Annotated in this window: 18 protein-coding genes and 2 pseudogenes; 4 read left to right on the top strand and 16 right to left on the bottom strand. The window is 62.0% G+C overall.

The genetic code is table 11. The features are described from left to right. Window positions 1-111 precede the first annotated feature (111 nt). The 4 genes and pseudogenes from NKJ23_RS29715 to NKJ23_RS29700 form a co-directional block, all read right to left on the bottom strand. Window positions 112-1,913: pseudogene (locus tag NKJ23_RS29715) on the bottom strand (ABC transporter ATP-binding protein). Window positions 1,914-2,295: 382 nt separating this feature from the next. Next, a complete protein-coding gene (locus NKJ23_RS29710; protein ID WP_352684163.1) occupies window positions 2,296-2,697 on the bottom strand; it encodes a GNAT family N-acetyltransferase in 402 nt (133 codons plus the stop codon). Window positions 2,698-2,723: 26 nt separating this feature from the next. Beyond that, window positions 2,724-4,406 carry an NAD+ synthase gene (locus NKJ23_RS29705; protein WP_352684160.1) on the bottom strand — a complete coding sequence of 561 codons (1,683 nt, stop codon included), beginning with the start codon at window positions 4,404-4,406 and terminating at the stop codon, window positions 2,724-2,726. 65 nt (window positions 4,407-4,471) lie between these two features. Further along, entirely contained in the window at window positions 4,472-5,185 is a 714-nt protein-coding gene (locus NKJ23_RS29700) for a DNA-3-methyladenine glycosylase I (RefSeq protein WP_352684158.1), read from the bottom strand. A gap of 83 nt (window positions 5,186-5,268) precedes the next feature. Here NKJ23_RS29700 and NKJ23_RS29695 point away from each other — a divergent pair, with 83 nt between their 5' ends. Together NKJ23_RS29695 and NKJ23_RS29690 are read left to right on the top strand one after the other, a co-directional pair. Then, window positions 5,269-5,832 (top strand): DUF1003 domain-containing protein, encoded by a 564-nt coding sequence (locus NKJ23_RS29695; RefSeq protein ID WP_023680015.1) that lies wholly within the window; start codon window positions 5,269-5,271, stop codon window positions 5,830-5,832. Next, window positions 5,829-6,416 carry a DedA family protein gene (locus NKJ23_RS29690; RefSeq protein WP_352684155.1) on the top strand — a complete coding sequence of 196 codons (588 nt, stop codon included), beginning with the start codon at window positions 5,829-5,831 and terminating at the stop codon, window positions 6,414-6,416. Before NKJ23_RS29695 ends, NKJ23_RS29690 begins: the two co-directional genes overlap by 4 nt. Before the next feature lie 3 nt (window positions 6,417-6,419). Here the strand turns inward: NKJ23_RS29690 and NKJ23_RS29685 are convergent, their stop codons facing one another. The 6 genes from NKJ23_RS29685 to NKJ23_RS29660 form a co-directional block, all read right to left on the bottom strand. Further along, window positions 6,420-7,007 (bottom strand): hemerythrin domain-containing protein, encoded by a 588-nt coding sequence (locus tag NKJ23_RS29685; protein ID WP_352684153.1) that lies wholly within the window; start codon window positions 7,005-7,007, stop codon window positions 6,420-6,422. A 102-nt stretch (window positions 7,008-7,109) separates the two neighbouring features. Then, window positions 7,110-7,469 carry a diacylglycerol kinase gene (locus tag NKJ23_RS29680; RefSeq protein WP_352684150.1) on the bottom strand — a complete coding sequence of 120 codons (360 nt, stop codon included), beginning with the start codon at window positions 7,467-7,469 and terminating at the stop codon, window positions 7,110-7,112. Between the two features lie 77 nt (window positions 7,470-7,546). Continuing rightward, on the bottom strand, window positions 7,547-7,966 hold the full coding sequence (locus NKJ23_RS29675) for a GFA family protein (RefSeq protein WP_352684148.1): 420 nt from the start codon (window positions 7,964-7,966) through the stop codon (window positions 7,547-7,549). A 148-nt stretch (window positions 7,967-8,114) separates the two neighbouring features. Continuing rightward, entirely contained in the window at window positions 8,115-9,488 is a 1,374-nt protein-coding gene (locus NKJ23_RS29670; protein ID WP_352684146.1) for a class II 3-deoxy-7-phosphoheptulonate synthase, read from the bottom strand. Window positions 9,489-9,667: 179 nt separating this feature from the next. Next, window positions 9,668-13,165 carry a transcription-repair coupling factor gene (mfd, locus tag NKJ23_RS29665; protein WP_352684144.1) on the bottom strand — a complete coding sequence of 1,166 codons (3,498 nt, stop codon included), beginning with the start codon at window positions 13,163-13,165 and terminating at the stop codon, window positions 9,668-9,670. 13 nt (window positions 13,166-13,178) lie between these two features. After that, entirely contained in the window at window positions 13,179-13,466 is a 288-nt protein-coding gene (locus tag NKJ23_RS29660; RefSeq protein WP_023680023.1) for an FAD assembly factor SdhE, read from the bottom strand. Window positions 13,467-13,557: 91 nt separating this feature from the next. On the opposite strand from NKJ23_RS29660, the gene recG reads away from it, so the two are divergent. Continuing rightward, complete coding sequence (gene recG / locus NKJ23_RS29655) at window positions 13,558-15,666, top strand: ATP-dependent DNA helicase RecG (protein ID WP_352684178.1); 2,109 nt, start codon at window positions 13,558-13,560, stop codon at window positions 15,664-15,666. Here the strand turns inward: recG and NKJ23_RS29650 are convergent. From NKJ23_RS29650 to glmS, 4 genes are all read right to left on the bottom strand, one after another. Continuing rightward, window positions 15,618-16,370 carry a DUF502 domain-containing protein gene (locus tag NKJ23_RS29650; RefSeq protein ID WP_023680026.1) on the bottom strand — a complete coding sequence of 251 codons (753 nt, stop codon included), beginning with the start codon at window positions 16,368-16,370 and terminating at the stop codon, window positions 15,618-15,620. The genes recG and NKJ23_RS29650 overlap by 49 nt on opposite strands. Window positions 16,371-16,451: 81 nt before the next feature. After that, entirely contained in the window at window positions 16,452-16,751 is a 300-nt protein-coding gene (locus tag NKJ23_RS29645; RefSeq protein WP_031212869.1) for a HigA family addiction module antitoxin, read from the bottom strand. Window positions 16,752-16,788: 37 nt separating this feature from the next. Further along, the gene (locus NKJ23_RS29640) at window positions 16,789-17,070 is read right to left on the bottom strand and encodes a type II toxin-antitoxin system RelE/ParE family toxin (protein ID WP_352622664.1); all 282 of its coding nucleotides are present in this window, start codon (window positions 17,068-17,070) and stop codon (window positions 16,789-16,791) included. A 113-nt stretch (window positions 17,071-17,183) separates the two neighbouring features. After that, window positions 17,184-19,007: a glutamine--fructose-6-phosphate transaminase (isomerizing) gene (glmS, locus tag NKJ23_RS29635; protein WP_352455656.1), complete on the bottom strand. Its 1,824-nt coding sequence runs from the start codon at window positions 19,005-19,007 to the stop codon at window positions 17,184-17,186. 227 nt (window positions 19,008-19,234) lie between these two features. On the opposite strand from glmS, the pseudogene NKJ23_RS29630 reads away from it, so the two are divergent. Continuing rightward, window positions 19,235-19,586, top strand: a pseudogene (locus NKJ23_RS29630) (ADP-ribosylation/crystallin J1). 1 nt (window position 19,587) lies between these two features. Here the strand turns inward: NKJ23_RS29630 and glmU are convergent. Together glmU and NKJ23_RS29620 are read right to left on the bottom strand one after the other, a co-directional pair. Beyond that, window positions 19,588-20,949: a bifunctional UDP-N-acetylglucosamine diphosphorylase/glucosamine-1-phosphate N-acetyltransferase GlmU gene (glmU, locus tag NKJ23_RS29625; RefSeq protein ID WP_352684142.1), complete on the bottom strand. Its 1,362-nt coding sequence runs from the start codon at window positions 20,947-20,949 to the stop codon at window positions 19,588-19,590. A gap of 130 nt (window positions 20,950-21,079) precedes the next feature. Then, complete coding sequence (locus NKJ23_RS29620) at window positions 21,080-22,027, bottom strand: AraC family transcriptional regulator (RefSeq protein WP_352684140.1); 948 nt, start codon at window positions 22,025-22,027, stop codon at window positions 21,080-21,082. Window positions 22,028-22,155 lie beyond the last annotated feature (128 nt).

Genomic DNA, 22,155 nt, shown 5'->3' with positions numbered 1-22,155 from the left:
TTGCTGTTGACAAGACGCGCCCCCGCGCTCGGCGGCAGACATAGAACATGACGAAGGCGAAGAAAAGACTGCAGCGCCACGCGTCCATCAGGACGCGCGGCGCCGCAACCGTCAGATCACCATGCCTTTGGTCAGCTCAAGCGCCTGGCGTTCGAACAGCCGGCGGTAGATGCCGCCTTGCAGCCGGATCAGCTGGTCATGCGAGCCCTCTTCGACGATGCGGCCGCGATCGAACACCAAAAGCCTGTCCAGCGCCCGCACCGTCGACAGCCGGTGGGCAATGACCAGCGTCGTGCGGCCGACCATCAACCGCTCCATCGCCTGCTGGATCAGCACCTCCGATTCCGAATCGAGACTCGACGTTGCCTCATCCAGGGAATGCGCGCATCGGCAAGAAAGGCGCGTGCGATTGCAACGCGCTGACGCTCACCACCCGATAGCTTTACGCCACGCTCGCCGACCAGCGTGCCATAGCCTTTCGGCAAATTGGCGATGAAGTCATGCGCGCTGGCCAACCGCGCCGCGTGCTCGATCTCGGCCTGCGTGGCGGCCGGCCGGGCATAGGCGATGTTTTCGGCCAGCGACCGGTGAAACAGGATCGGCTCCTGCTGGACAATGGCGATCTGTGCGCGCAGCGACGCCTGCGCGACACCGGCAATGTCCTGGCCGTCGATCAGGATATTTCCCGCGGTCACGTCATAGAGGCGCTGGATCAGCTTGACGAATGTCGTTTTGCCGGAGCCCGAATGGCCAACCAGCCCGACCCGCTCGCCCGGCGCGATGTCCACCGAAAAGTCGCGATAGAGCGGCAGGCGGTGGCTGCCATAATGGAACGTGACATTGTCGAAGGTGATACGGCCATCGGTGATCCGGATCGGTTTGGCGCCGGGCCGATCCTCAATGCCGAGTGGTTCGGACTGGAAGTCGACCAGTTCCTCCATGTCGTTGATCGAGCGCTGCAGATTGCGGATATGTGTGCCGATGTCGCGCAGATAGCCTTGCAGCACGAAGAATGAGGTCAGCACGAAGGCGACATCGCCGGCGCTCGCCTGCCCCCACGACCACAACAGCAGGGAGAACCCGATGACCGCTGCCCTCAAAAGCAGCAGCATCGTCCCTTGCGTGGTGCCGTTGACGGTGCCGCGCATCCAGGTGCGGCGCGTGCGACCGCGCCATTTGGCGACGACCTCGGCAAGCCGCGTCTCCTCGCGTTCCTCGGCGCCAAAACCCTTGACCACGGCGTTGCAGCTCACCGCATCGGCCAGCGAGCCGCCAAGCCGTGTATCCCACGCATTGGCAAGCCTTGCCGCGGGCGCGACATAGCCAAGCGACAGCATCGTCGTCACCGCGATGAACAGAACCGAACCGGTGGCGACGACAGCACCCATCAGCGGCCAGAACCAGCCAAGCAGCAGCGTCGAGCCGACGAGCATGACGACCGATGGCAGCAGCGCGATCAGGATCGTGTCGTTGAGCAGGTCGAGCGCCCACATGCCGCGCGTTATCTTGCGCACCGTCGATCCGGCGAAGCTGTTGGCATGCCAGTCGGTGGAAAAGCGCTGGACGCGGTGGAAGGCGTCGGCGGCAATATCCGCCATCATCTTCAACGTCAGCTCGACGATGGCCATGAAGGCGAGATTGCGCAGCACGACACCGGTGAGCGCCAGCGCCACCAGCATCGAAAAGGCAGCCATCGCCGCATTCCATGCGGCATCGTCGGCAGTGGCACTACTGGCAACGGCGTCGACCAGCCGGCCGGAATAGAGCGGCGTCAGCACGTCGGCCAGGGTCGACAGCAGGAACGCGCCCATGATCAGCAAAAGCCGCCGCGGCTGACGTCGCCAATGGCTGAGCGTGAAGCCAAGAACGCTGCGAAAGGCGCCCGCGCGTAAATCTATTCGAAAACGAGCCATGATCTCATTCGGGCGCAAACGAACCCGATCCCGGAAAGGTCGAAATTGAAAAAAACCGCGTCGGGCGAATTAGCACCCAAGGAATGCGGAGGTTCGGCACATTTGGCGGCTCGCCCGAATACGGGCGGCGACCGGCATCGACGAACGCCTGTTCTCAGCTCGGCTTTGCCGCAAAGGTAAGGACCTTCTGGCTTGCCGATTGAGACCTAGGCTTCGCGGCCTCGCATAGCGATGTCAAATCCTGGCATTCGGTCTTCCCCAAGGGGATCGCGGAAAGGCGTTTATAGAGACGCCTCAACGCCGCGCCAAGTCACTAGATAGCCCAAAGCGCATCTGGTCCAAGCAGTGAGACGATTTTGCAACAATCGCCGGTTGTGCGCCCTCATCGGTCGAAGCGCATATAGCGGCCGTCGGTGGAAGGCCTGAAGCCGAGCTTCTCGTAAACCGCATGGGCGTTGTTGGTCGACAGGCTCCAATGCGTGACCGTCTTGACGTCCGGGTGGTCGATAAGCGCCTGGACAAGCCGGGTTCCGATGCCTTGTCCGCGATACCCCGGCCAGACAATTATGTCGGCGAGATAGGCAAATACCGTACGGTCGGTGATCGCCCGGCCGAAGCCGACCTGATTGCCGCCGACATAGGCGCCGACGCACAGTGAGTTGGCGAAGGCGCGGTGGTGCTGTTCGTCGCTGCGGCCACTGCCCCAATAGCTCTCCTTCAAAATGTCGGACGTCGCCCGGAAATCGATCCGCGACAGGTCGAAGCTGATTTCAAGGTTGGCCATGGATAAACCGTTATGCAGCCAATCGCCTACCCGCCATCCCTGAACCGGTTGGTAATGGGATAGCGGCGGTCGCGGCCGAAATTCTTCCTGGTGATCTTCACACCGGGTGCCGCCTGCCGGCGCTTGTATTCGGCGACGTAAAGCAGGTGCTCGACGCGCGTCACCGTCGCCCGGTCATGGCCGCGCGCAACGATGTTGTCGACACCCATCTCGTTTTCGACCAGGCATTCCAATATGTCGTCGAGCACCGGATAGGGCGGCAGCGAATCCTGGTCCGTCTGGTTCTCTCGCAGTTCCGCCGAGGGCGCCTTGTCGATGATGTTGGTCGGGATCACCTCGCCGGACGGGCCGAGCGCACCCGGCGGCACATGCGCGTTGCGCCAGCGCGACAGCGCATAGACCTGCATCTTGTAGAGGTCCTTGATCGGATTGAAGCCGCCATTCATGTCGCCATAGAGCGTCGCGTAGCCGACCGACATCTCGCTTTTGTTGCCGGTAGTGACCACCATCGAGCCGAACTTGTTGGAAATCGCCATCAGGATGGTGCCACGGGCCCGGCTCTGCAGGTTTTCCTCGGTGATGCCTTCCTTGGTGCCCTCGAAAAGCTGTGTCAACGTGTGCAGGAAACCCTCGACCGGCTCGAAGATCGGCACGATGTCGTAGCGGCAGCCGAGCGCGCGGGCGCAGTCCTCGGCATCCTTGAGCGAGTCCTTCGAAGTGTAGCGGTAAGGCATCATCACGGCGCGCAGCCGTTCCTCGCCGAGCGCATCGACGGCAAGTGCCGCGCAGATCGCCGAATCGATGCCGCCGGAGAGGCCGAGCACGACATTCTTGAAGCCGTTCTTGTTGACGTAATCGCGCAGGCCCAACATGCAGGCGCGGTAGTCGGCCTCCTCCTTCTCCGGGATTTTCGACATCGGTCCGTCAGAGCAGACCCAGATGTCATTCTTTCGCTTCCAGGTGGTGACGTTGACCGTCTCCTCGAACTGGCTCATCTGGAAGGCCAGCGTCTTGTCAGAACCTATGGCAAACGATGCGCCATCGAAAACCAGCTCGTCCTGGCCGCCAAGCTGGTTGGCATAGATAATCGGCAGTCCGCATTCGATGACCTGGCGGATGACGATCTGGTGGCGGACGTCGACCTTGCCGCGGTAATAGGGCGAGCCGTTCGGGACCAGCAGGATTTCCGCGCCGCTTTCGGCCAGCGTCTCGCAGACGGCAACCTCGCCCCAGATATCTTCGCAGATCGGCACTCCCACGCGCACGCCGCGGAAATTGACCGGCCCCTGGATCTCGGGGCCGGCCTGGAAGACGCGCTTCTCGTCGAACTCACCGTAATTCGGCAGATCGAGCTTGTAGCGTTCGGCAAGGATCTTGCCGCCATCGGCAAAGATGATCGAATTGTGCGTGCCGGTCTTGCGCTTCAACGGCGTGCCGATGACGAAACCCGGGCCGCCGTCGGCGGTATCGCCGGCGAAATCCTCCGCCGCCCGCTCGCAGGCCTTCAGGAAGCCGGGCTTCAGCACCAGATCCTCAGGCGGATAGCCGGCAAGGAAAAGCTCGGTAAACAGCACGAGGTCGGCGCCTTGGCGGGCGGCATCCGCCCTCGCCTCGCGTGCCTTGGCAAGATTGCCGGCGACGTCGCCGACCGTCGGATTGAGCTGGGCGACGGCGATGCGCAATACGTCTGGAGCGGTCTTGTCTGTCATGCCCGTGGGTTTAGCGCGGCAAAATTCGTCGAGCAATGGCGTTCGTTTGGACCAAACAGTCGATCCTATTCGCCCATATATTCGCGCAAGGCTTCCGGCGGATGGTTCTCGCCGATCGACATTGCCAGAATGCGCGAAATGTGCCGGCGCGGCAGCCCGGTTTCCGCCGCCCAGGCGTTTATCTGCACTTGGATCTTGTCCAGGTCCTTCTTCGATGTCGGGCTCTGCGCGAGGTCGAGCCCGGCGTCGCGCAGCGCTGCCGCCATGTCGGCCGAGACGATGAAGGCGTCCCACTCCAGCCAGCGCAGAAAATACTGGCCGGTATTGCCGCCGAGCCGGCTGCCGTGCTTGCCGAGATAGGCCATCAATCCGACCTGGTCATCCGCCGGCCAATTGGCCAGGAACTTGCCGAAGCTGCCATGCTCCTTCGACACGCGCTCGACGAAGGCTGCGTTGTCGCGTACGGATTTGATCTTCTGCGGATTGCGGACGATGCGCTTGTCGGCTGTGAGATCGTGCCAAAAATCGTCAGGCTGGAACAGCAGCCGCTTCGGCTCGAAGCCAAGAAATGCTTCCTCGAAACCCGGCCATTTCTGCTCGATGACGCGCCAGACAAAGCCGGCGGCAAAAACCCGCTCGGCCATGGTAGACAGGATCCGGTCGTCCGCAATCTTTGCCACCGCGGCATTGTCGGGCATAGGACCCAGCAGCGACGTCAGCGCTGCGTCACCGCCTTTGCGTTTCGCTGCACGGGCGCGAATTTTCTGAAAATCCACCATTGTTTCCTGACCCCATCGCGTCAATCTACCACTTCCCGTATGAACCGGCAGCTTCTACCTCATCGCTGACGACGGAGGCGACGATGAACAAAACGATCGAGGACCTGGCAAGCCGCTGGCTGAAGCGAAAGCCGGACGGCCTCAGCGCGCTCGAAAGCCGGGTACTGCAATCTACGCTCGAGCGCACCACGATCTCCAAGGACACCAACAAGGCCGTCGCCTTTCACCAGACGTTTGGCGATCGCCTGGCCGACACCATCGCCCGGATCGGCGGCTCGTGGTCCTTCATCCTGGCATTCATTGGCTTCCTGATCCTGTGGACGGCAGGCAATGTCTGGCTCTTGTCGCGCGCCGCCTTCGATCCCTATCCCTTCATCTTCCTCAATCTCGTGCTTTCCATGGTTGCCGCCCTGCAGGCGCCAGTGATCATGATGGCGCAGAACCGCCAGACTGAGCGCGATCGTATCGACGCCGCCCACGACTATGAGGTCAATCTCAAGGCCGAGATCGAGATCATGGCGTTACACGAAAAGCTCGACGAACTGCGCCACAGCCAGATCATCGGCATGCGAGACGAGATCGCCCGGCTGGCCGAGCAGGTGAAGCGCATCGACGACATTCTGTCGAAGCAGCGAACGTCTTCATGACGGAAGTCATCCATCGTCTCATTGAGCAATATGGATTGGTCGCGGTTTTTCTGGGCTGCGTCGCCGAGGGCGAAAGCGCCGCAATTCTTGGCGGTTTTTTTGCGCATCAGCATGTCTTCGTCCCGTGGCAGGCGTTTCTCGCAGCCGCGCTCGGCGCCTTCGGTGGCGACACGTTGTTCTTCATCTTGGGACGGAGCTTCGCCGACCATAAATTCGTGATCAGGCTCCGAGCCCGGCCGGGCTTCAGCCACGCCTACCGCCTTGTCACCTCTCATCCCAACATTTTCGTGCTGTCGAACCGTTACATCTATGGCCTGCGACTGGTCGGCGGAATCGCGGCCGGGCTGTCGGGCATCGCCGCGGCGCGCTTCATCATCCTCAACGCCATCTCGTCGGTAGTCTGGGCGGCACTGTTCTGCACTGTCGGTTATGTCTTCGGACTGGGCGCGGAGCACATCGTCGGCCAGGCGCTGGCCCGCCACGAGCGGTTGCTGATCGCTCTGGCAATCGGCCTCGTTGCGGCCATCCTCGGCTGGCTCGCGGCCCATATCGTCGCCAAGAAGGAACTCCACAAGGGAAGCTGATCGTCAATCAATGCCGAGCGCACGATCACCCTTCTCGAGGATCAGCGGAATGATCAGGTCTTCCTCGTCGGCAAGATGCCGGGTCAACATGGCGATCAGCCGGCTGTTCTCGTCAGCATAGGCATCGGCGGCGAAACGCTGTTTGTCTTCGCTCTCCTGAAGCGTGCGGATGAAGGCATTTGCCGCCTGGGCATTGCGCTCCAGTCCCTCATGGATTGTGTGGTGATCGGCATCCAGGATTTCGAAGCCGCGCTTCAGACGGGTCTCGGCCTTGGCGAAGACCGGGAAATAATGATGGTCCTCGACATTGTGGTGGCCGTCGAGATTGCCGAGGAAATGGTTGAGGCGCGGCGCGAACCAGCGCGCGAATTCCTGCGCGTTCAGCCTGCCATCCCGATAATCGCCAATACCACTGGTGAGCATGCCGCCAAGCTCGCGGAACATGTCGTGCCGCTGCAGCCACATATTGGCTATGCCGTGGATGTTGGCATGCGCCTGCCAGACCTCGCGCGGAAATTTTTCAACCAGCCAGCGAAGATCGTCCGGCAGGCCCTCCCGTTCGAGCAGCAGAAATCCGGCGGTATCGGCCATATCGGTTTCCTCAGACCATGATCCCGAAAAGTGGTACCGGTCTTCGGAAAAGATCATGGTCAAAAACGAGAAATGCAGTGACGGCATGTAGTGTCTGAAACCTCAGATCGGTACCCCGAGGATCCGCTCGATGACGGCGACGCCCCAGACGCCGGCAGCGATTACCACCGAAATCAGCACCGCCAGCGAACCGCAATCCTTGGCCAGTTGGATATCGATGTTGAATTCGCGGCTGAACGCGTCGCATGCCGCCTCGATGCCGGTGTTCAACACCTCGACCATGATCATGAGCAGCACCGCGCCGATAAGCAGCGCATAGCCGCGCCACGATTCCGAAAGGAACCAGCCGAGCGGCAAGGCAAGCACAAGCAGCGTCAGCTCCAGCTGGAAGGCCTCCTCGCTGGCGGCCAGTTTGCGAAACGCCCGCACCGAGTTGTAAAAAGCGTCGATCAGCCGCTGCATGCCAAAACCCTTCGGAATCACCGGCAGGGGATTAGCGCAATGGCTGGACCAAGGGAATAAGGCGACCTCTTCAAAAATCAGTCGCCTGCCACCTTGATCGACGGCGTCGACTTCTCGAACTGCGGCAGCCCGTCATCGATGGCGTAATAATCGCCCTTGTCGCCGACGAAGATATGGCATTCTCCTTGAAGCCCGGTTGGCGCGTCGAACAGCCCTGCCATGACCGAAACATAGCCGTCATCGCTCGGCTTCGAGAACAGCAGAGAGCCGCATGTCTTGCAGAAGCCGCGCCTGGCGAACGAAGAGGCCTCGTACCAGGTGATGCTCTCCGCGCCGGTGATTGTGATGTCGCGGTCGGCAACGTTGGCCGCCGCATAAAAATGCCCGCTCTGCTTCCGGCACTGCGAGCAATGGCAGTAGACGACACCGCGTAGCGGTCCTCGTGTCTGGAACCGCACTGCCCCGCGCAAGCATGATCCGCTGTGACTGTCAGCCATGTCGGCCTCCCGATGCAATTGCCATCGCCTGGCAGGATTCCAGTTTTGCGCGCGTTAGGCACGAGCAAATGCGACACCGGCGGGATGAATAGAAAAAGCGCCGGTTTTCGCCCGGCGCTTCTTCAATGACATCACAGTTCAGATCGTATCAGCCATTGACGGCCTGCTTGTGCTGCACCGGATGGGTCTTCTTGAGCAGATCGGAGACCAGGAACGCCAACTCGATCGCCTGGTCAGCGTTGAGGCGCGGATCGCAATGGGTGTGGTAGCGATCCTGCAGCTCTTCGGCGGTGATGGCGCGGGCGCCACCGGTGCATTCCGTGACGTTCTTGCCGGTCATCTCGACATGGATGCCGCCCGGATGCGTGCCTTCGGCGCGATGCACCTCGAAGAAGGTCTGCACCTCCTTCAGGATGCGGTCGAATGGCCGTGTCTTGTATCCGGCGGCCTCGATCGTATTGCCATGCATCGGGTCGGACGACCACACCACGCTGCGGCCTTCCTTCTGCAGCGCGCGCACCAGCTTCGGCAGGTGGTCAGCAACCTTGTCGGAACCGAAACGCGCGATCAGCGTCAGCCGGCCGGGCTCGTTCTCCGGATTGAGCAGGTCGATGAGCTGCAACAGGCCATCCGGCGTCAGCGACGGGCCACATTTCAGCCCCAGCGGGTTCTTGATGCCACGGCAGTATTCGACATGGGCATGGTCGGGCTGGCGCGTGCGATCGCCGATCCAGATCATGTGGCCGGAGGTGGCGTACCAGTCGCCGGAGGTCGAATCGACGCGGGTCAGCGCCTCCTCATAGCCGAGCAGCAACGCTTCGTGGCTGGTGTAGAAATCCGTCTCGCGCAGCGCGTAATTGGTCTCCGAGGTGATGCCGACGGCCTTCATGAAGTCCATCGTCTCGGTGATGCGGTTGGCGAGCGACTCGTATTTCTCCCCCTGCGGGCTGTCGGACACGAAGCCAAGCATCCATTGATGCACGTTCTCCAGGCTGGCATAGCCACCTTGGGCGAAGGCACGCAAAAGGTTGAGCGTCGCCGCCGACTGGCGGTACGCCATCTCCTGTCTTGCAGGATCGGGAATGCGCGACTTGGCGTCGAACTCGATGCCGTTAATGATGTCGCCGCGATAGCTCGGCAGCGTCACGCCGCCCTTGGTCTCATTGTCGGACGAGCGCGGCTTGGCGAACTGGCCGGCGACACGGCCGACCTTCACCACCGGCTGGGCGCCGGCGAAGGTCAGCACCACCGACATCTGCAAGAAGACGCGGAAGAAGTCGCGGATATTGTCGGCGCCATGTTCGGCGAAGCTCTCGGCGCAATCGCCGCCCTGCAGAAGGAATGCGTCACCGGCAGCGACGGCTGCAAGCTGCTTCTTCAGCTTGCGTGCCTCACCTGCAAAAACCAACGGCGGAAACGTGGCAAGCTGGGCTTCCGTGTTCCTCAGCGCGGCAAGATCCGGATAGGCAGGAACCTGCTGGATCGGCTTAGCTCTCCACGAATTCGGCGACCATTTCGTCATCGAAGCACCTAACGCTCTTTCACACGGACGCCATCGCCCGCCAATCCGCCCCATATGGGGTCGCGGCTCCATACACGAAGCCGATTTCCTATTCTAGACCGGAAGTGGTCGCGTGGCGAATGAGCACGGCACTGCGAAAGTGCCGGTGCGGCTGTGCCCAGAGCACCAGCGACGCGCTGCTACGCCGCCTTCTCCACCAGCCGCGCCAGCTGCGTCATGACAACCGCTGAGCCAGCCAGCCGCTTCTCGGGCGTCGCCCAGTCACGGCTGAAGACGACGCTCTGGTCGGGTCGGATCTTGGCAAGTGAACCCTGCTCGCCGATGAGCTTGACCAGCCCGACCGGATTGGCGAATTCCCGCTTGCGGAAATGGATGACGACGCCCTTCGGCCCGGCGTCGAGTTTTTCGACATTGGCCTTGCGGCAAAGCGCCTTGATGAAGACGATCTTCACAAGATGTTCAACCTCTTCCGGCAGCGGCCCGAACCGGTCGATCAGCTCGGCGCCGAAAGCATCGATCTCTTCCGTATTTTCGAGATCGCCAAGACGGCGATAGAGCGCCAACCTGAGCTGCAGATCCGGGACGTAGCTTTCCGGGATCATCACCGCCGTGCCGACGGCGATCTGCGGCGACCAGCCGCCGTCCTGCACCTCGCCGGAATCCTTCACTTCGGCCACCGCCTCCTCCAGCATCTGCTGGTAGAGCTCGAAGCCGACCTCCTTGATGTGGCCCGACTGCTCTTCGCCAAGCAGATTGCCTGCGCCGCGGATGTCGAGGTCGTGGCTGGCCAGCTGGAAACCGGCGCCTAGCGTATCGAGCGACTGCAGCACTTTCAGCCGACGCTCGGCTGTATCGGTTAGCTTGCGGTTGGCGGGCAGAGTGAACAGCGCATAGGCGCGTACCTTCGAACGGCCGACGCGGCCACGCAACTGATAGAGCTGCGACAGGCCGAACATGTCGGCGCGATGCACAATCAGCGTGTTGGCAGTCGGAATATCGAGGCCGGATTCGACGATGGTGGTCGACAGCAGCACGTCGTACTGGCCGTCATAAAAGGCATTCATGATATCGTCGAGCTCGCCGGGCGGCATCTGGCCATGGGCCACCGCCACTTTCAGCTCAGGCACGGATTCGCGCATAAAATCATGGATTTCCGCGAGATCGCTGATGCGCGGTACGACGTAGAAGGAATGGCCGCCGCGGTAGCGTTCTCTGAGCAGCGTCTCGCGGATGACCAGCGGATCGAAGGGCGAGATGAAGGTGCGCACCGCCAGGCGGTCGACCGGCGGCGTAGCGATCAGCGACAACTCGCGCACGCCGGTCAAGGCAAGCTGCAGCGTGCGTGGGATCGGCGTCGCCGACAAAGTCAGAACGTGGACGTCGGTCTTGAGATCCTTCAGCCGCTCCTTGTGCTTGACGCCGAAATGCTGCTCCTCATCGATGATCAGCAGACCAAGATTCTTGAACGAGATCGAGGAGCCGAGCAGTGCATGCGTGCCGACGACGATGTCGATCTGGCCTTCGGCGACGCCCCTCTTGGTCTCGGCCAGTTCCTTGGCGCCGACCAGCCGCGAGGCCTGGGCGACGCGGATCGGCAGGCCGGAGAAGCGCTGCGAGAAAGTCTTGAAATGCTGGCGCGACAACAATGTCGTCGGCACCACTATGGCCACCTGAAAGCCTTCCATCGCCCCAATGAAGGCGGCGCGAAGTGCAACTTCGGTCTTGCCGAAGCCGACGTCACCGCAGATCAGCCGGTCCATCGGCTTTCCGGCGCCTAGATCATCCATGACTGAATCGATCGCGGTCTGCTGGTCATCGGTCTCCTCATAGGGAAAACGCGCTGCAAACTCGCCATAGAGGCCTTCCGCCGGCACCAGCGCCGGTGCTGCCCGCATTTGCCGCTCGGCGGCAATGCGGATCAGCTGCCCGGCCATGTCGAGCAGGCGCTTCTTCAGCCGCGCCTTGCGCGATTGCCAGGCGCCACCGCCAAGCTTGTCGAGCGTCGCCTCGGCCGAATCCGAGCCATAGCGCGACAGCAGCTCGATGTTTTCCACCGGCAAGAATAGCCGATCGTCGCCGGCATAGTGGATCTCGAGGCAATCGTGAGGCGCACCAACCGCCTCGATGGTGCGCAACCCGATGAAACGGCCAATGCCATGGTCGGCATGGACGACGATATCGCCTGACGACAAGGCCGAAGCCTCGGCGATGAAGTCGGACGCACGCTTCTTGCGCTTCGAGCGTCGGATCAGCCGGTCGCCGAGAATGTCCTGCTCGGCGACGACGACCAGTTTCTCTGTCTCGAAGCCGGATTCGAGCGGCAGCACGGCCAGTCCCGCCTGCCCCGGCTCAAGCTTTTCGGCTTCTGCAAGCGTCGCCACCGGCTTCAGATTGCCAAGATGATGCTCGGCCAGGATCTGACCAAGCCGGTCGAGCGAACCCTCGGTCCAGCCGGCGACGATGACGCGGCGGCGTCCAGCGCGCTCGTCGGAAATGTGTTTTACGACGACGTCGAAAACGTTGGCGTTAGGATCGGCGCGTTCCTCGACGAAGCTGCGGCCGTGGCGCGAGCCGGCATGGAACACCTTTTTCGCGCCGGCATCGGGCGCGTCGAAGGCCGTGAAATCTATCGCCTCGCGCGGGCCAAGCGAGGCAATCAGGTTCTCGGGCGACAGATAGAGCAGATCCGGCGGCACCGGCTTGTAGGGCACCGCGTCCTTCAAGGCGCCGTCGGCCTGCTTCTTGCGCGCTTCGTAGTGGTCGAGGATCAGAGTGTGGCGCTCGGCCAGTGCCTCATGCGCCAGATGGTCGAAAACCACAGGCGCATCGGGCAGGTAGTCGAAGACGGTTTCCAGCCGCTCATAGAAGAACGGCAGCCAGTGCTCCATGCCGGCAAACCGCCTGCCCTCGCTGACCGCCGCATAGAGCCCATCGTCGCGGGAGGGCGCGCCAAAGGCTTCGATGTAGGCGCGGCGGAAGCGGCTGATGGTTTCCGGCGTCAGCGCCACCTCGCTCATCGCCTGCAGCGCCATCGATTTGCGTTGGCCGATGGTGCGCTGTGTTGCGGTATCGAAGACGCGGATTGATTCCAGCGTATCGCCGAAGAAATCGAGGCGCAGTGCCTCCGTCCAGCCGGGCGCGAAGAGATCGAGAATGCCGCCGCGCACCGCAAATTCGCCGATACCGCGCACCGTCGGCACTCGCTCGAAGCCGGAATTCTCCAGCCGCGACACCAGCACGTTCATGTCTATCTGGTTGCCGGGTTTGGCGTGGAAGGTCTGCGCCTCGACGAGTTCAGCCGGCGGAATGCGTTGCAACAGCGCATTCGCCGTGGTGAGGACGACGGCGCGGTGCGGCTTCTTCGCCAGCGCGATCATCGCTGCCAGCGCATCGAGCCGCCTTGCGGCGGCGTCGGCGCCGGGCGAGACGCGGTCGTAAGGCAGGCAGTCCCAGGCCGGCAGTTCCAGCACCGGAAGGCCCGGCGCGGCAAAGGCAAGCGCCTCGACGATCGCAGGCAGACGCTGCCCGTCGCGCGCCACGAACAGCACCGGCTTGTCAGGGGCGATCTCGTGCGCAGTCTGCACCAGCGCAAAAGCTTCGTAGCCGTCGGCGACGCCATCGACGATGAACTGGCCGGCGCGGCCTTTCGGCAGACCGATCGTAGGGATAAGGCTCATGGCTACACGTTGTTCAGAAGGTCATCTCCCGGCGCGAAGCCAGGATTTTTTGCAGGACGGCACAGTCGATATCCGCCGGAACCGGGCGTTCGCCAGTGACGAGAGGCAGGAATTCGGTGTCGGGAATGTCGAGGAGCCTCTCATATTGGTCGATTTCGTCGCCGGTCAAGGCGCCGATCTCGGCGTCGGCGAAGCTGCCGAGTATAAGGTCCATCTCGCGCATGCCGCGGTGCCACGAACGAAACAGAAGCTTGCGGCGGCGGGCATCGAGCCCCTCGCTTGATCGTTTCGTTCCGGTCATCTTGCAACATCCTTGCCCAGGCGGCGCATATAGCGTGGATAGAAGGCGGTGTCAGCCTTGCGCTACAGTCGCTGCAACATAAGCTGACATGATGCGTCCCTCCCTCCTCGATCCGCTGTTTGTCCCGATCACCTCGCTTGCCGGGGTCGGGCCAAAAGTTGGCGCCCTGATCGAAAAAGTCGTAGCAGCCGACCTCGGCGACCGGGCCGCGCGCGCCGGGGATCTCTTGTTCGTGCTGCCGCATACTGTCATCGACCGCCGCAACCGGCCTGGCATCGCCGGCTCGGCGGAAGGCGCCATCGTTACGCTCGACGTCCGCATCGATCGCCACCAGCCGCCGCCACGCGGCAACAGGTCGGTCCCGTACCGGGTCTACGCCCATGACGACACCGGCGAGATCGCGCTGACCTTCTTCCATGCCCATGCCGCCTATCTCGAAAAAGCAATGCCCGCAGGCGAGCATGTCGTCGTCTCCGGCCGCATGGAATGGTTCAACGGCCGCCCGACCATGGTTCACCCCGACCATATCGCACTTGCCGGCGACGCGGAAAACCTGCCGCTGGTCGAGCCGGTCTATCCGCTGACCGCCGGGCTCTCGGGCAAGGTGCTGCGCCGGGCCATCGGCCAGGCGCTGGCCCGCCTGCCGGTGCTGCCCGAATGGCAGGACGGTGAGTTCCGGCGCCGCCATGCCTTTCCTGCTTTCAGCGATGCGCTCAACCGGATCCACAATCCTGCCGACCCGATCGACGTCTCTGTCGACGGCGCAGCGTGGCGGCGCCTTGCCTATGACGAGTTCTTGGCCGGCCAGGTATCGCTGGCGCTGGTGCGGGCCAAGGTCCGCCGATTATCTGGCCGGCCACTCGTCGGCGACGGCCGCATAGTCGAACAGCTGCGCGTGGCACTCCCCTATTCGCTGACCATGTCGCAGGAAATGGCGCTTGCCGAAATCAACGCCGATCTCGGTGACCCCGAACGCATGCTGCGCCTTTTGCAGGGCGATGTCGGCTCCGGCAAGACGGTGGTCGCGTTGCTTGCCATGGCGCGTGCCGTCGAGGCCGGCGGGCAGGCGGCATTGATGGCGCCGACCGAAATCCTGGCGCGCCAGCATCTGGCAACGATTGCGCCGTTGGCGGAACGGGCCGGCCTGCGTGTCGCTGTCCTCACAGGTCGCGAAAAGGGCCGCGAGCGTGCCGACACGCTGACCGGGCTGGCCAATGGTGACATCGACATCGTCGTCGGCACCCATGCGCTGTTCCAGGAAACGGTGACGTTCCGTGACCTCGTGTTCGCCGTCGTCGACGAGCAGCACCGTTTCGGTGTCCACCAGCGCCTTGCGATCACCGCCAAGGGCGACGCGCCCGACATGCTGGTGATGACGGCAACGCCGATACCGCGGACGCTGGTGCTGACTGCATTCGGCGACATGGATGTGTCGAAGCTGACGGAAAAGCCGGCCGGCCGCCAGCCGATCCGCACCGTCACCTTGCCGCTTGAACGGCTCGACGAACTGATCGGACGCATGCTCGACGCCGTCGCCGATGGCCAGAAAATCTACTGGATCTGTCCGCTGGTCGAGGAATCCGAGGAGATCAAGCTGATGTCGGCCGAGGACCGTTTTGCCTCGCTGAAGCCGCTGTTCGGCGACCGCGTCGGCCTGGTGCATGGTCGCATGAAAGGCGCCGACAAAGACGAGGCGATGCGCGCCTTCAAGCAGGGTGACACCCGTATCCTGATCGCCACCACCGTGATCGAGGTCGGCGTCGATGTGCCTGATGCGACAATCATGGTTATCGAGCATGCCGAGCGTTTTGGCCTTACCCAGTTGCACCAATTGCGCGGCCGGGTCGGGCGTGGCGACAAGCCTTCATCGTGCGTGCTGCTCTACAAGGATCCGCTCGGCGAGACGGCAAAACGCCGTTTGTCGGTGATGCGCGAGACCGAGGACGGCTTCCGTATCGCCGAAGAGGATCTGAAGCTGCGCGGCGAAGGCGAGTTGCTCGGCACCCGCCAGTCCGGCACGCCGGGCTTCCAGATGGCGCGCATCGAGGCGCATGCCGACCTGCTCGAGGCCGCTCGCGACGATGCGCGGCTGATCCTGTCGCGCGATCCGGAATTGCAGTCCGATCGCGGCACGGCGCTGCGCCTGTTGCTCTATCTGTTCGGCCGCGACGAGGCCGTGCGGCTCCTGCGTGCCGGCTGAGGCATCGTGTCGAGCGGAGGATTGGCAAGCGCGCCGTGGATCTGCTCGCCGTTCACCGTCACCATTTTGACCGCCGGCGCCACCAAGCCGGCCGACACGATCAGCTTGGCTCCGTCCTCGATTGTCATGTCGAGCAGCACAATGTCGGATTTCGGCACATACATCAGAAAGCCCGTCGTCGGGTTGGGCGTACATGGCATGAATACGGCAATCAGCGGATCGCCTTCCCGGTCGAGCTTCTGGTTGATCTCGGTTTCCTTCTCGCTGGCGACGAAGACCAGCGACCAGACCCCTTTGCGCGGATATTCGACCAACCCGACCTGGCGGAACATGTCGCCCTTGTTCGACAGCACGGTCTCGAAAATCTGCTTCAGCGAACGGTAGATGCCGCGCACCAGCGGCATGCGGCCAAGCAGGCGCTCGCCGAAATTGACGATGGCGCGGCCAACGATATTGGCGGTCATAAAGCCGATGAAGGTGATGAGGATCAAGGCAACGATCAGCCCAAAACCCGGCACTGGAAACGGCAGGTAGGTGTCCGGATTGTAGCGTACCGGAATGTAGGGTTTCACCCAGGAATCGACCCAGCCGATCAGCGACCAGGCAATGTAGGCGGTAATCGCCAGCGGCGCGCAAACGACGAAGCCGGTCAGGAAATAGTTTCTCAGCCGGGTCATGCCTGAGGTCTTGAGAGCATCCGACATGGTTCACCGCAGCGTGTGTTTGCAGCGCGACACTACTGAACCCCAAGGCGCTTTGGAATGGCGAAGTTTTTAAAAGATCAACTATGCCGCGGCTTCCAGCGGTTCGATCTTCTCGAGCTCCGGTGCGAGTTTCTTCGCCTCGGTTTCAAGTTCATAAGCCTGCTGAAAATTCATCCAGAATTCCGGCGTGGTGTTGAAGAACCTGGCGAGGCGAAGCGCGGTATCAGGAGTCAGGCCGATCTCTTCCTTGGCAATGCGTTCGATACGGGTACGAGGAAGATTGAGCTTCTTCGCCAGCGCACCGGCACTCATACCGAGCGGGACGAGATATTCCTCGCGCAGGAACTCTCCGGGGTGAATTGGACGTACGAACTTGAGCATGGTTCAGAGACCTCAAGGGTTTAGGGCAAGTGCCCGCTCAATGGTAGTCGACGATCTCCACCTCTTCGGCGCCAGCGTTGGTCCATTTGAAGCAGATACGCCATTGGTCGTTGATACGAATTGAATGCTGCCCAGCTCTGCTCCCTTTCAGGGCTTCAAGGCGATTTCCGGGTGGCGATCGAAGGTCGTTCAATTGTGCGGCGTTTTCGATCGCTCGAAGACGACGTTCGCCACGGGCAACCAGATCCGGTGGAAAACCTTTCGGTGCCTTCCCCTCGGCAACCGCTTCCACCGCTTTGCCTTTGAACGAAACGATCAACTTCTGCCCTCGTCTTGTATCATACATTGATACAAGACAGGGTGCAAGAAATATGTATCAATAACTGATACTAAATTGTCGTTTGGACCCTATCGGTAGCCGTTTGGAACCGATCATTCCACCGTTACCGATTTCGCCAGATTGCGCGGCTGGTCGACGTCCGTGCCCATGAACACGGCGGTGAAGTAGGCGAGCATCTGGATCGGCAGCGCGTAGATGATCGGCGAGATGATTTCCGGCACGTCCGGCAAAACGATCGTCTCCATCGTCTTCACCGTAGCGTGTGCGGCGCCCTTGCTGTCGGTGATCAGGATGATCTTGCCGCCGCGTGCCGCGACCTCCTGCATGTTCGACACGGTCTTTTCGAAGATGCGGTCATGCGGCGCGATGACGATGACGGGCATGTTCTCGTCGATCAGCGCGATCGGGCCGTGTTTCAACTCGCCGGCAGCATAGCCTTCGGCATGGATGTAGGAGATCTCCTTGAGCTTCAGCGCACCTTCCATGGCCAGCGGAAAATTGGTGTCACGGCCGAGATACAGCACATTCTTGTAGTGCGAGAGGTCGCGCGCGACCTTTTCGATCTGCCCGTCGAGCTTTAGCACCTGGTTCGCATAACGCGGCGCTTCCGACAGCTCGCGTATCAGCGTTTTCTCCTGCTCCTGCGAAATCGTTCCGCGCGCCACGCCCGCCCGCACCGCCAGCGAGGCCAGCACGGAAAGCTGGCAGGTGAACGCCTTGGTCGAAGCGACGCCGATCTCCGGGCCGGCCAACGTCGGCAGGATGACGTCGGATTCGCGCGCCATGGTCGATTCGCGCACATTGACCACCGCGCCGATCTTCATGCCGGCCTTGCGGCAGTAGCGCAGCGACGCCAGCGTGTCGGCGGTCTCACCCGATTGCGAGATGAAGAAAGCGGCATCGTTCTTCGACAGCGGCATCTCGCGATAGCGGAACTCCGAAGCGACATCGATGTCGACCGGCAGCCGCGCATAGCGCTCGAACCAGTATTTGCTGATCAGCCCGGCGAGATAGGCGGTGCCGCAGGCCGAGATCGCCAGCCGGTCGATCTTGGCGAAATCGAACGGCAGGTCGAGCGGCTTCGAGACGCCGCTGACGAAATCAACATAATGCGCCAGCGTGTGCGAGATCACTTCCGGCTGCTCATGGATTTCCTTTTCCATGAAATGGCGGCGGTTGCCTTTATCGACCATGAAGCTCGTGCTGAGCGACTGTTGGCGTTTGCGGTCGACCTTGTTGCCGCCCATGTCGAAGATATCGACCTCGTTGCGGCGCACCACCGCCCAGTCGCCGTCTTCCAGATAGGTGATCGAATTGGTGAAAGGGGCAAGCGCAATGGCGTCGGAGCCAAGGAACATCTGGCCGTCGCCATGACCGACCGCGAGCGGCGGGCCATTGCGCGCGCCGACGATCAGATCCTCGTCGCCCTTGAACATGATGGCGAGCGCAAAGGCGCCTTCCAGCCGCTTCAGCGCCTTGTGCGCGGCCTCGACGGGCTTCAGCCCCTTGGCCAGTTCGCGCGCCACCAGATGAGCGACGACTTCGGTATCGGTCTGCGAGGCGAAGCTGTAGCCGTCGCGCATCAGCTCGTCGCGCAATTCGGCGAAATTCTCGATGATCCCGTTATGGACGATGGCGACGCCGTCGGAAAAATGCGGATGCGCATTGCTCTCGTTCGGAACGCCATGTGTGGCCCAGCGCGTGTGGCCGATGCCGATCATGCCGTCGAGCGGTTCGTCCTTCAGCCGGCGCTCGAGATTGACCAGCTTGCCCTCGGCGCGGCGGCGGTCAAGCCTGCCGTGCTCGATCGTGGCGACGCCGGCCGAGTCATAGCCGCGATATTCGAGCCGTTTCAGCGCATCGACGATAAGCGGCGCGACCGGCGAGTTACCGACAATTCCAACGATACCGCACATGGCGCTTGCCCCCGATTCCGACCTCAAACCCGGCGCTATTTAGAGACTGCCGGGCTGTCGCGAAAAATCACATTCCATTTCGTCCGGTATCAGCCGGACTATCCTGCACAGATGCACCATGACAGGGCGCACTTGCAATCCGGTTACTGCAATTGCTCAGTTTCTCCGCTTATGTATCCTATCTCGGCTCAACGGCTCCAGAAATCAGTCAAAGACATGATGCGGCTATGAACGAACGAATTGACACGGTGACGCTTTGGCGTCCGGTTGGGCCCCGCGAACTGGAGTTGATCCAGAGGGCAGGGATGCGCGCCTTTCCTCCTGGACTTGCCGATCAGCCGATCTTCTATCCGGTCACCAGCGAGGCCTATGCCACCCAGATCGCCCGAGACTGGAATGTGCCCGCGAGCGGATCAGGTTTCGTGACGCGTTTCGAGGCGTCGCAGCTTTCTGGACCGCTACAGCGTCCAGCATGCCGGCAGCCGGGCGCATCTGGAATACTGGATCCCGGCCGAAGACCTGTCGGCCTTCAACGATGCAATCGTTGGCGAAATCCAGCTTGTCGCCGAGTTCCGCTAGTCTACCCTTTTTTGTGGGCCGCCGCGGCCTGAGAAAAACGCTCTCGCAACTCCTTGCCCTTGCCTGGTAGAGTCCGCTGGCGGGCGCGGCCGAAGGCCAGCGCATCGTCGGGTACGCTTTCGGTGATGACGCTGCCCGAGGCGATGTAGCCGCCCTTGCCGATCGACACCGGTGCCACCAGCGAGGAGTTCGAGCCGACGAAGGCACCCTCGCCGATATCGGTGAAGAATTTCGAATAACCGTCATAATTGCAGGTGATGGTGCCGGCGCCGATATTGGCACCGGCGCCGATGCGAGCATCGCCGATATAGGTCAGATGGTTGACCTTCGCGCCCTCCTCGACGATCGCCTGCTTTACCTCGCAGAAATTGCCAACCTTGGCCTTGTTTCTCAGATCGGCCCCGGGCCGCAGCCGCGCGAACGGCCCGACATCGCAATTCGACGCGATGGTGGCGCCTTCGATATGGCTGAAGGCATGGATCTTGGCCCCCGTGGCGATTTTCACGCCCGGCCCGAACCAGACATTGGATTCGACGATCGTATCGGCGCCGATCTCGGTGTCGTGCGAGAAGAACACAGTTTCGGGCGCAATCAGCGTAACGCCAGAAAGCATCGCCTCGCGCCGCCGGCGCGCCTGCCAGATACCTTCCGCCTGGGCAAGCTCGGCACGGTTGTTGATGCCGAGCGCGTTCTCGAAACTGGCTTCGGAGGCGACCACATCAAATCCCTGCGCAGCGGCGATCTCGACGATGTCGGTGAGATAATACTCGCCCTTGGCGTTCTTGCTGCCGACTTGATCGAGCAGCTTCAGCGCGTGCCTGCCGGCGACCGCCATCAGCCCGCCATTGCAGAAGGTGATTTTCTTCTCCTCGTCCGAGCAGTCCTTCTCCTCGCGGATGGCCACGAGCTTGCCGGCCTTTTCGATAAGCCGGCCGTAGCCCGAAGGATTTTCCGTACGGAAGCCGACCACGACGACGGCCGCACCTTCCGCCAGCTTCAGCCGCGCCGCCGCGAGCGCTTCCGGATCGATCAACGGCGTGTCGCCAAACATCACCAAGATGTCGTCATAACCTTTTGATATTGCTGCGCGAGCGGCAAGCACGGCGTGCGCGGTGCCGAGACGTTTTTCCTGGACGAAAGCCTCGGCCTTCGGCGCAAACGTGAGTGCGGCCTTGCGCATCTCATCGGCGCCATGGCCGATCACCAGCGCCAACTCGCCGCTGCCGGCGGCTTCGGCCGCCTTGACGACATGGGCAACCATCGGCAGGCCGGCGATTGTGTGTAGCACTTTCGGCACTGCACTCTTCATGCGCGTGCCTTCGCCGGCGGCGAGGATGATGGACAGGCAGGATCTCTGGCTCATGGGGACAGCAACCGTTGAAAGGGGTCTGGAATCGAAGCGTTAGTAGCACCGGCGCCATGCTGCACCAATGCGGTTAAATTCCGGTGAGACGGTGGAACCTCCAACCCGCGACACGCTCAAGCCGATCGGCTCAGGCGGCTTCCGCCTCGTTGCGTGATGCGAAACTGGAGGCTCGGCCACGGCCGTATTGCCGTGGCGAACAGTTCATGACCCGCTTGAAGGCTGTGCTGAAGGCGCTTTCGGATTCGTAGCCGAGCGAAAGCGCTATGACGGCGACGGGATCGCTGGAATTCGTCAGCCGGTCGCCGGCCAGCAGCATTCGCCAGCGCGTCAAATAGTCCATCGGCGACGCGCCAACCGTCTCCTTGAATCTGAGCGCAAAGGTCGATCGCGACATGCCGGCCCGTTCCGCCAGTTCCTGTAACGTCCAGCCATGCGCCGGATCGTCATGCATGGCGCTGATCGCCGCGCCGATCTGTTTGTCCGCGAGGGCAAAGAGCCAGCCGATGCCACCTTTCAATCCTTCCGAAAGATGCAGCCGCAGCGCCTGAACCAGCATCATGTGGGCAAGGTGCTGGATCGTCAGAAAGCCGCCCGGCTGCGGCTCGCGCAGCTCCTGCATCATCCGCTCCACCGACCAGCGCAGCGCCGACTGGTCCGACTCTTTGCGGATATGCACAATGGCTGGCAGCATCCGCAACAGGATGCCGGCATGATTGCCGCCAAGCGCGAAGCGGCTGCTGACCAGAAAGAAATCACCACCGCCATTGTGGGTCACGACACCGCCGGCTCGCGCAGGCGGAAAAATCTTGACGGCTTCAACAGGCGTCAAGCTCATGTCGCTTGCGAGGCGGAAAGGCCGTCCACTCGGCAGCAGGAAGCAGTCTCCCGTCTCAAGGCGCACTGCGTCAGCAACGCCCTCCACAGACAGCCAGCACCGGCCGGAGACCACCGCTCCGGTCTTGATGCTTTGCTGCTGGTCGGGGAACTGGATCGACCATTCACCACCAGCATCGAAACCGGCCGACATATAGTTTCGCGGCTTCAGCAGCGAGAGCACATCTGAAAGGGGATCCACAGGTCATTCCGGACGATTGCGAAGATAATACGGACTTTACCGCATAGATCGTATTTTCTCAAGCGCCTATCACGACACAACTGAGCCGCGAAAATGGTCGTGGTCAGAAACGAACAAGGAGAAGTCGT

This window comes from Mesorhizobium sp. M0184, from assembly GCF_040322215.1.
Taxonomy (GTDB): domain Bacteria; phylum Pseudomonadota; class Alphaproteobacteria; order Rhizobiales; family Rhizobiaceae; genus Mesorhizobium.
This window is presented reverse-complemented; position numbering and strand designations above follow the sequence as displayed.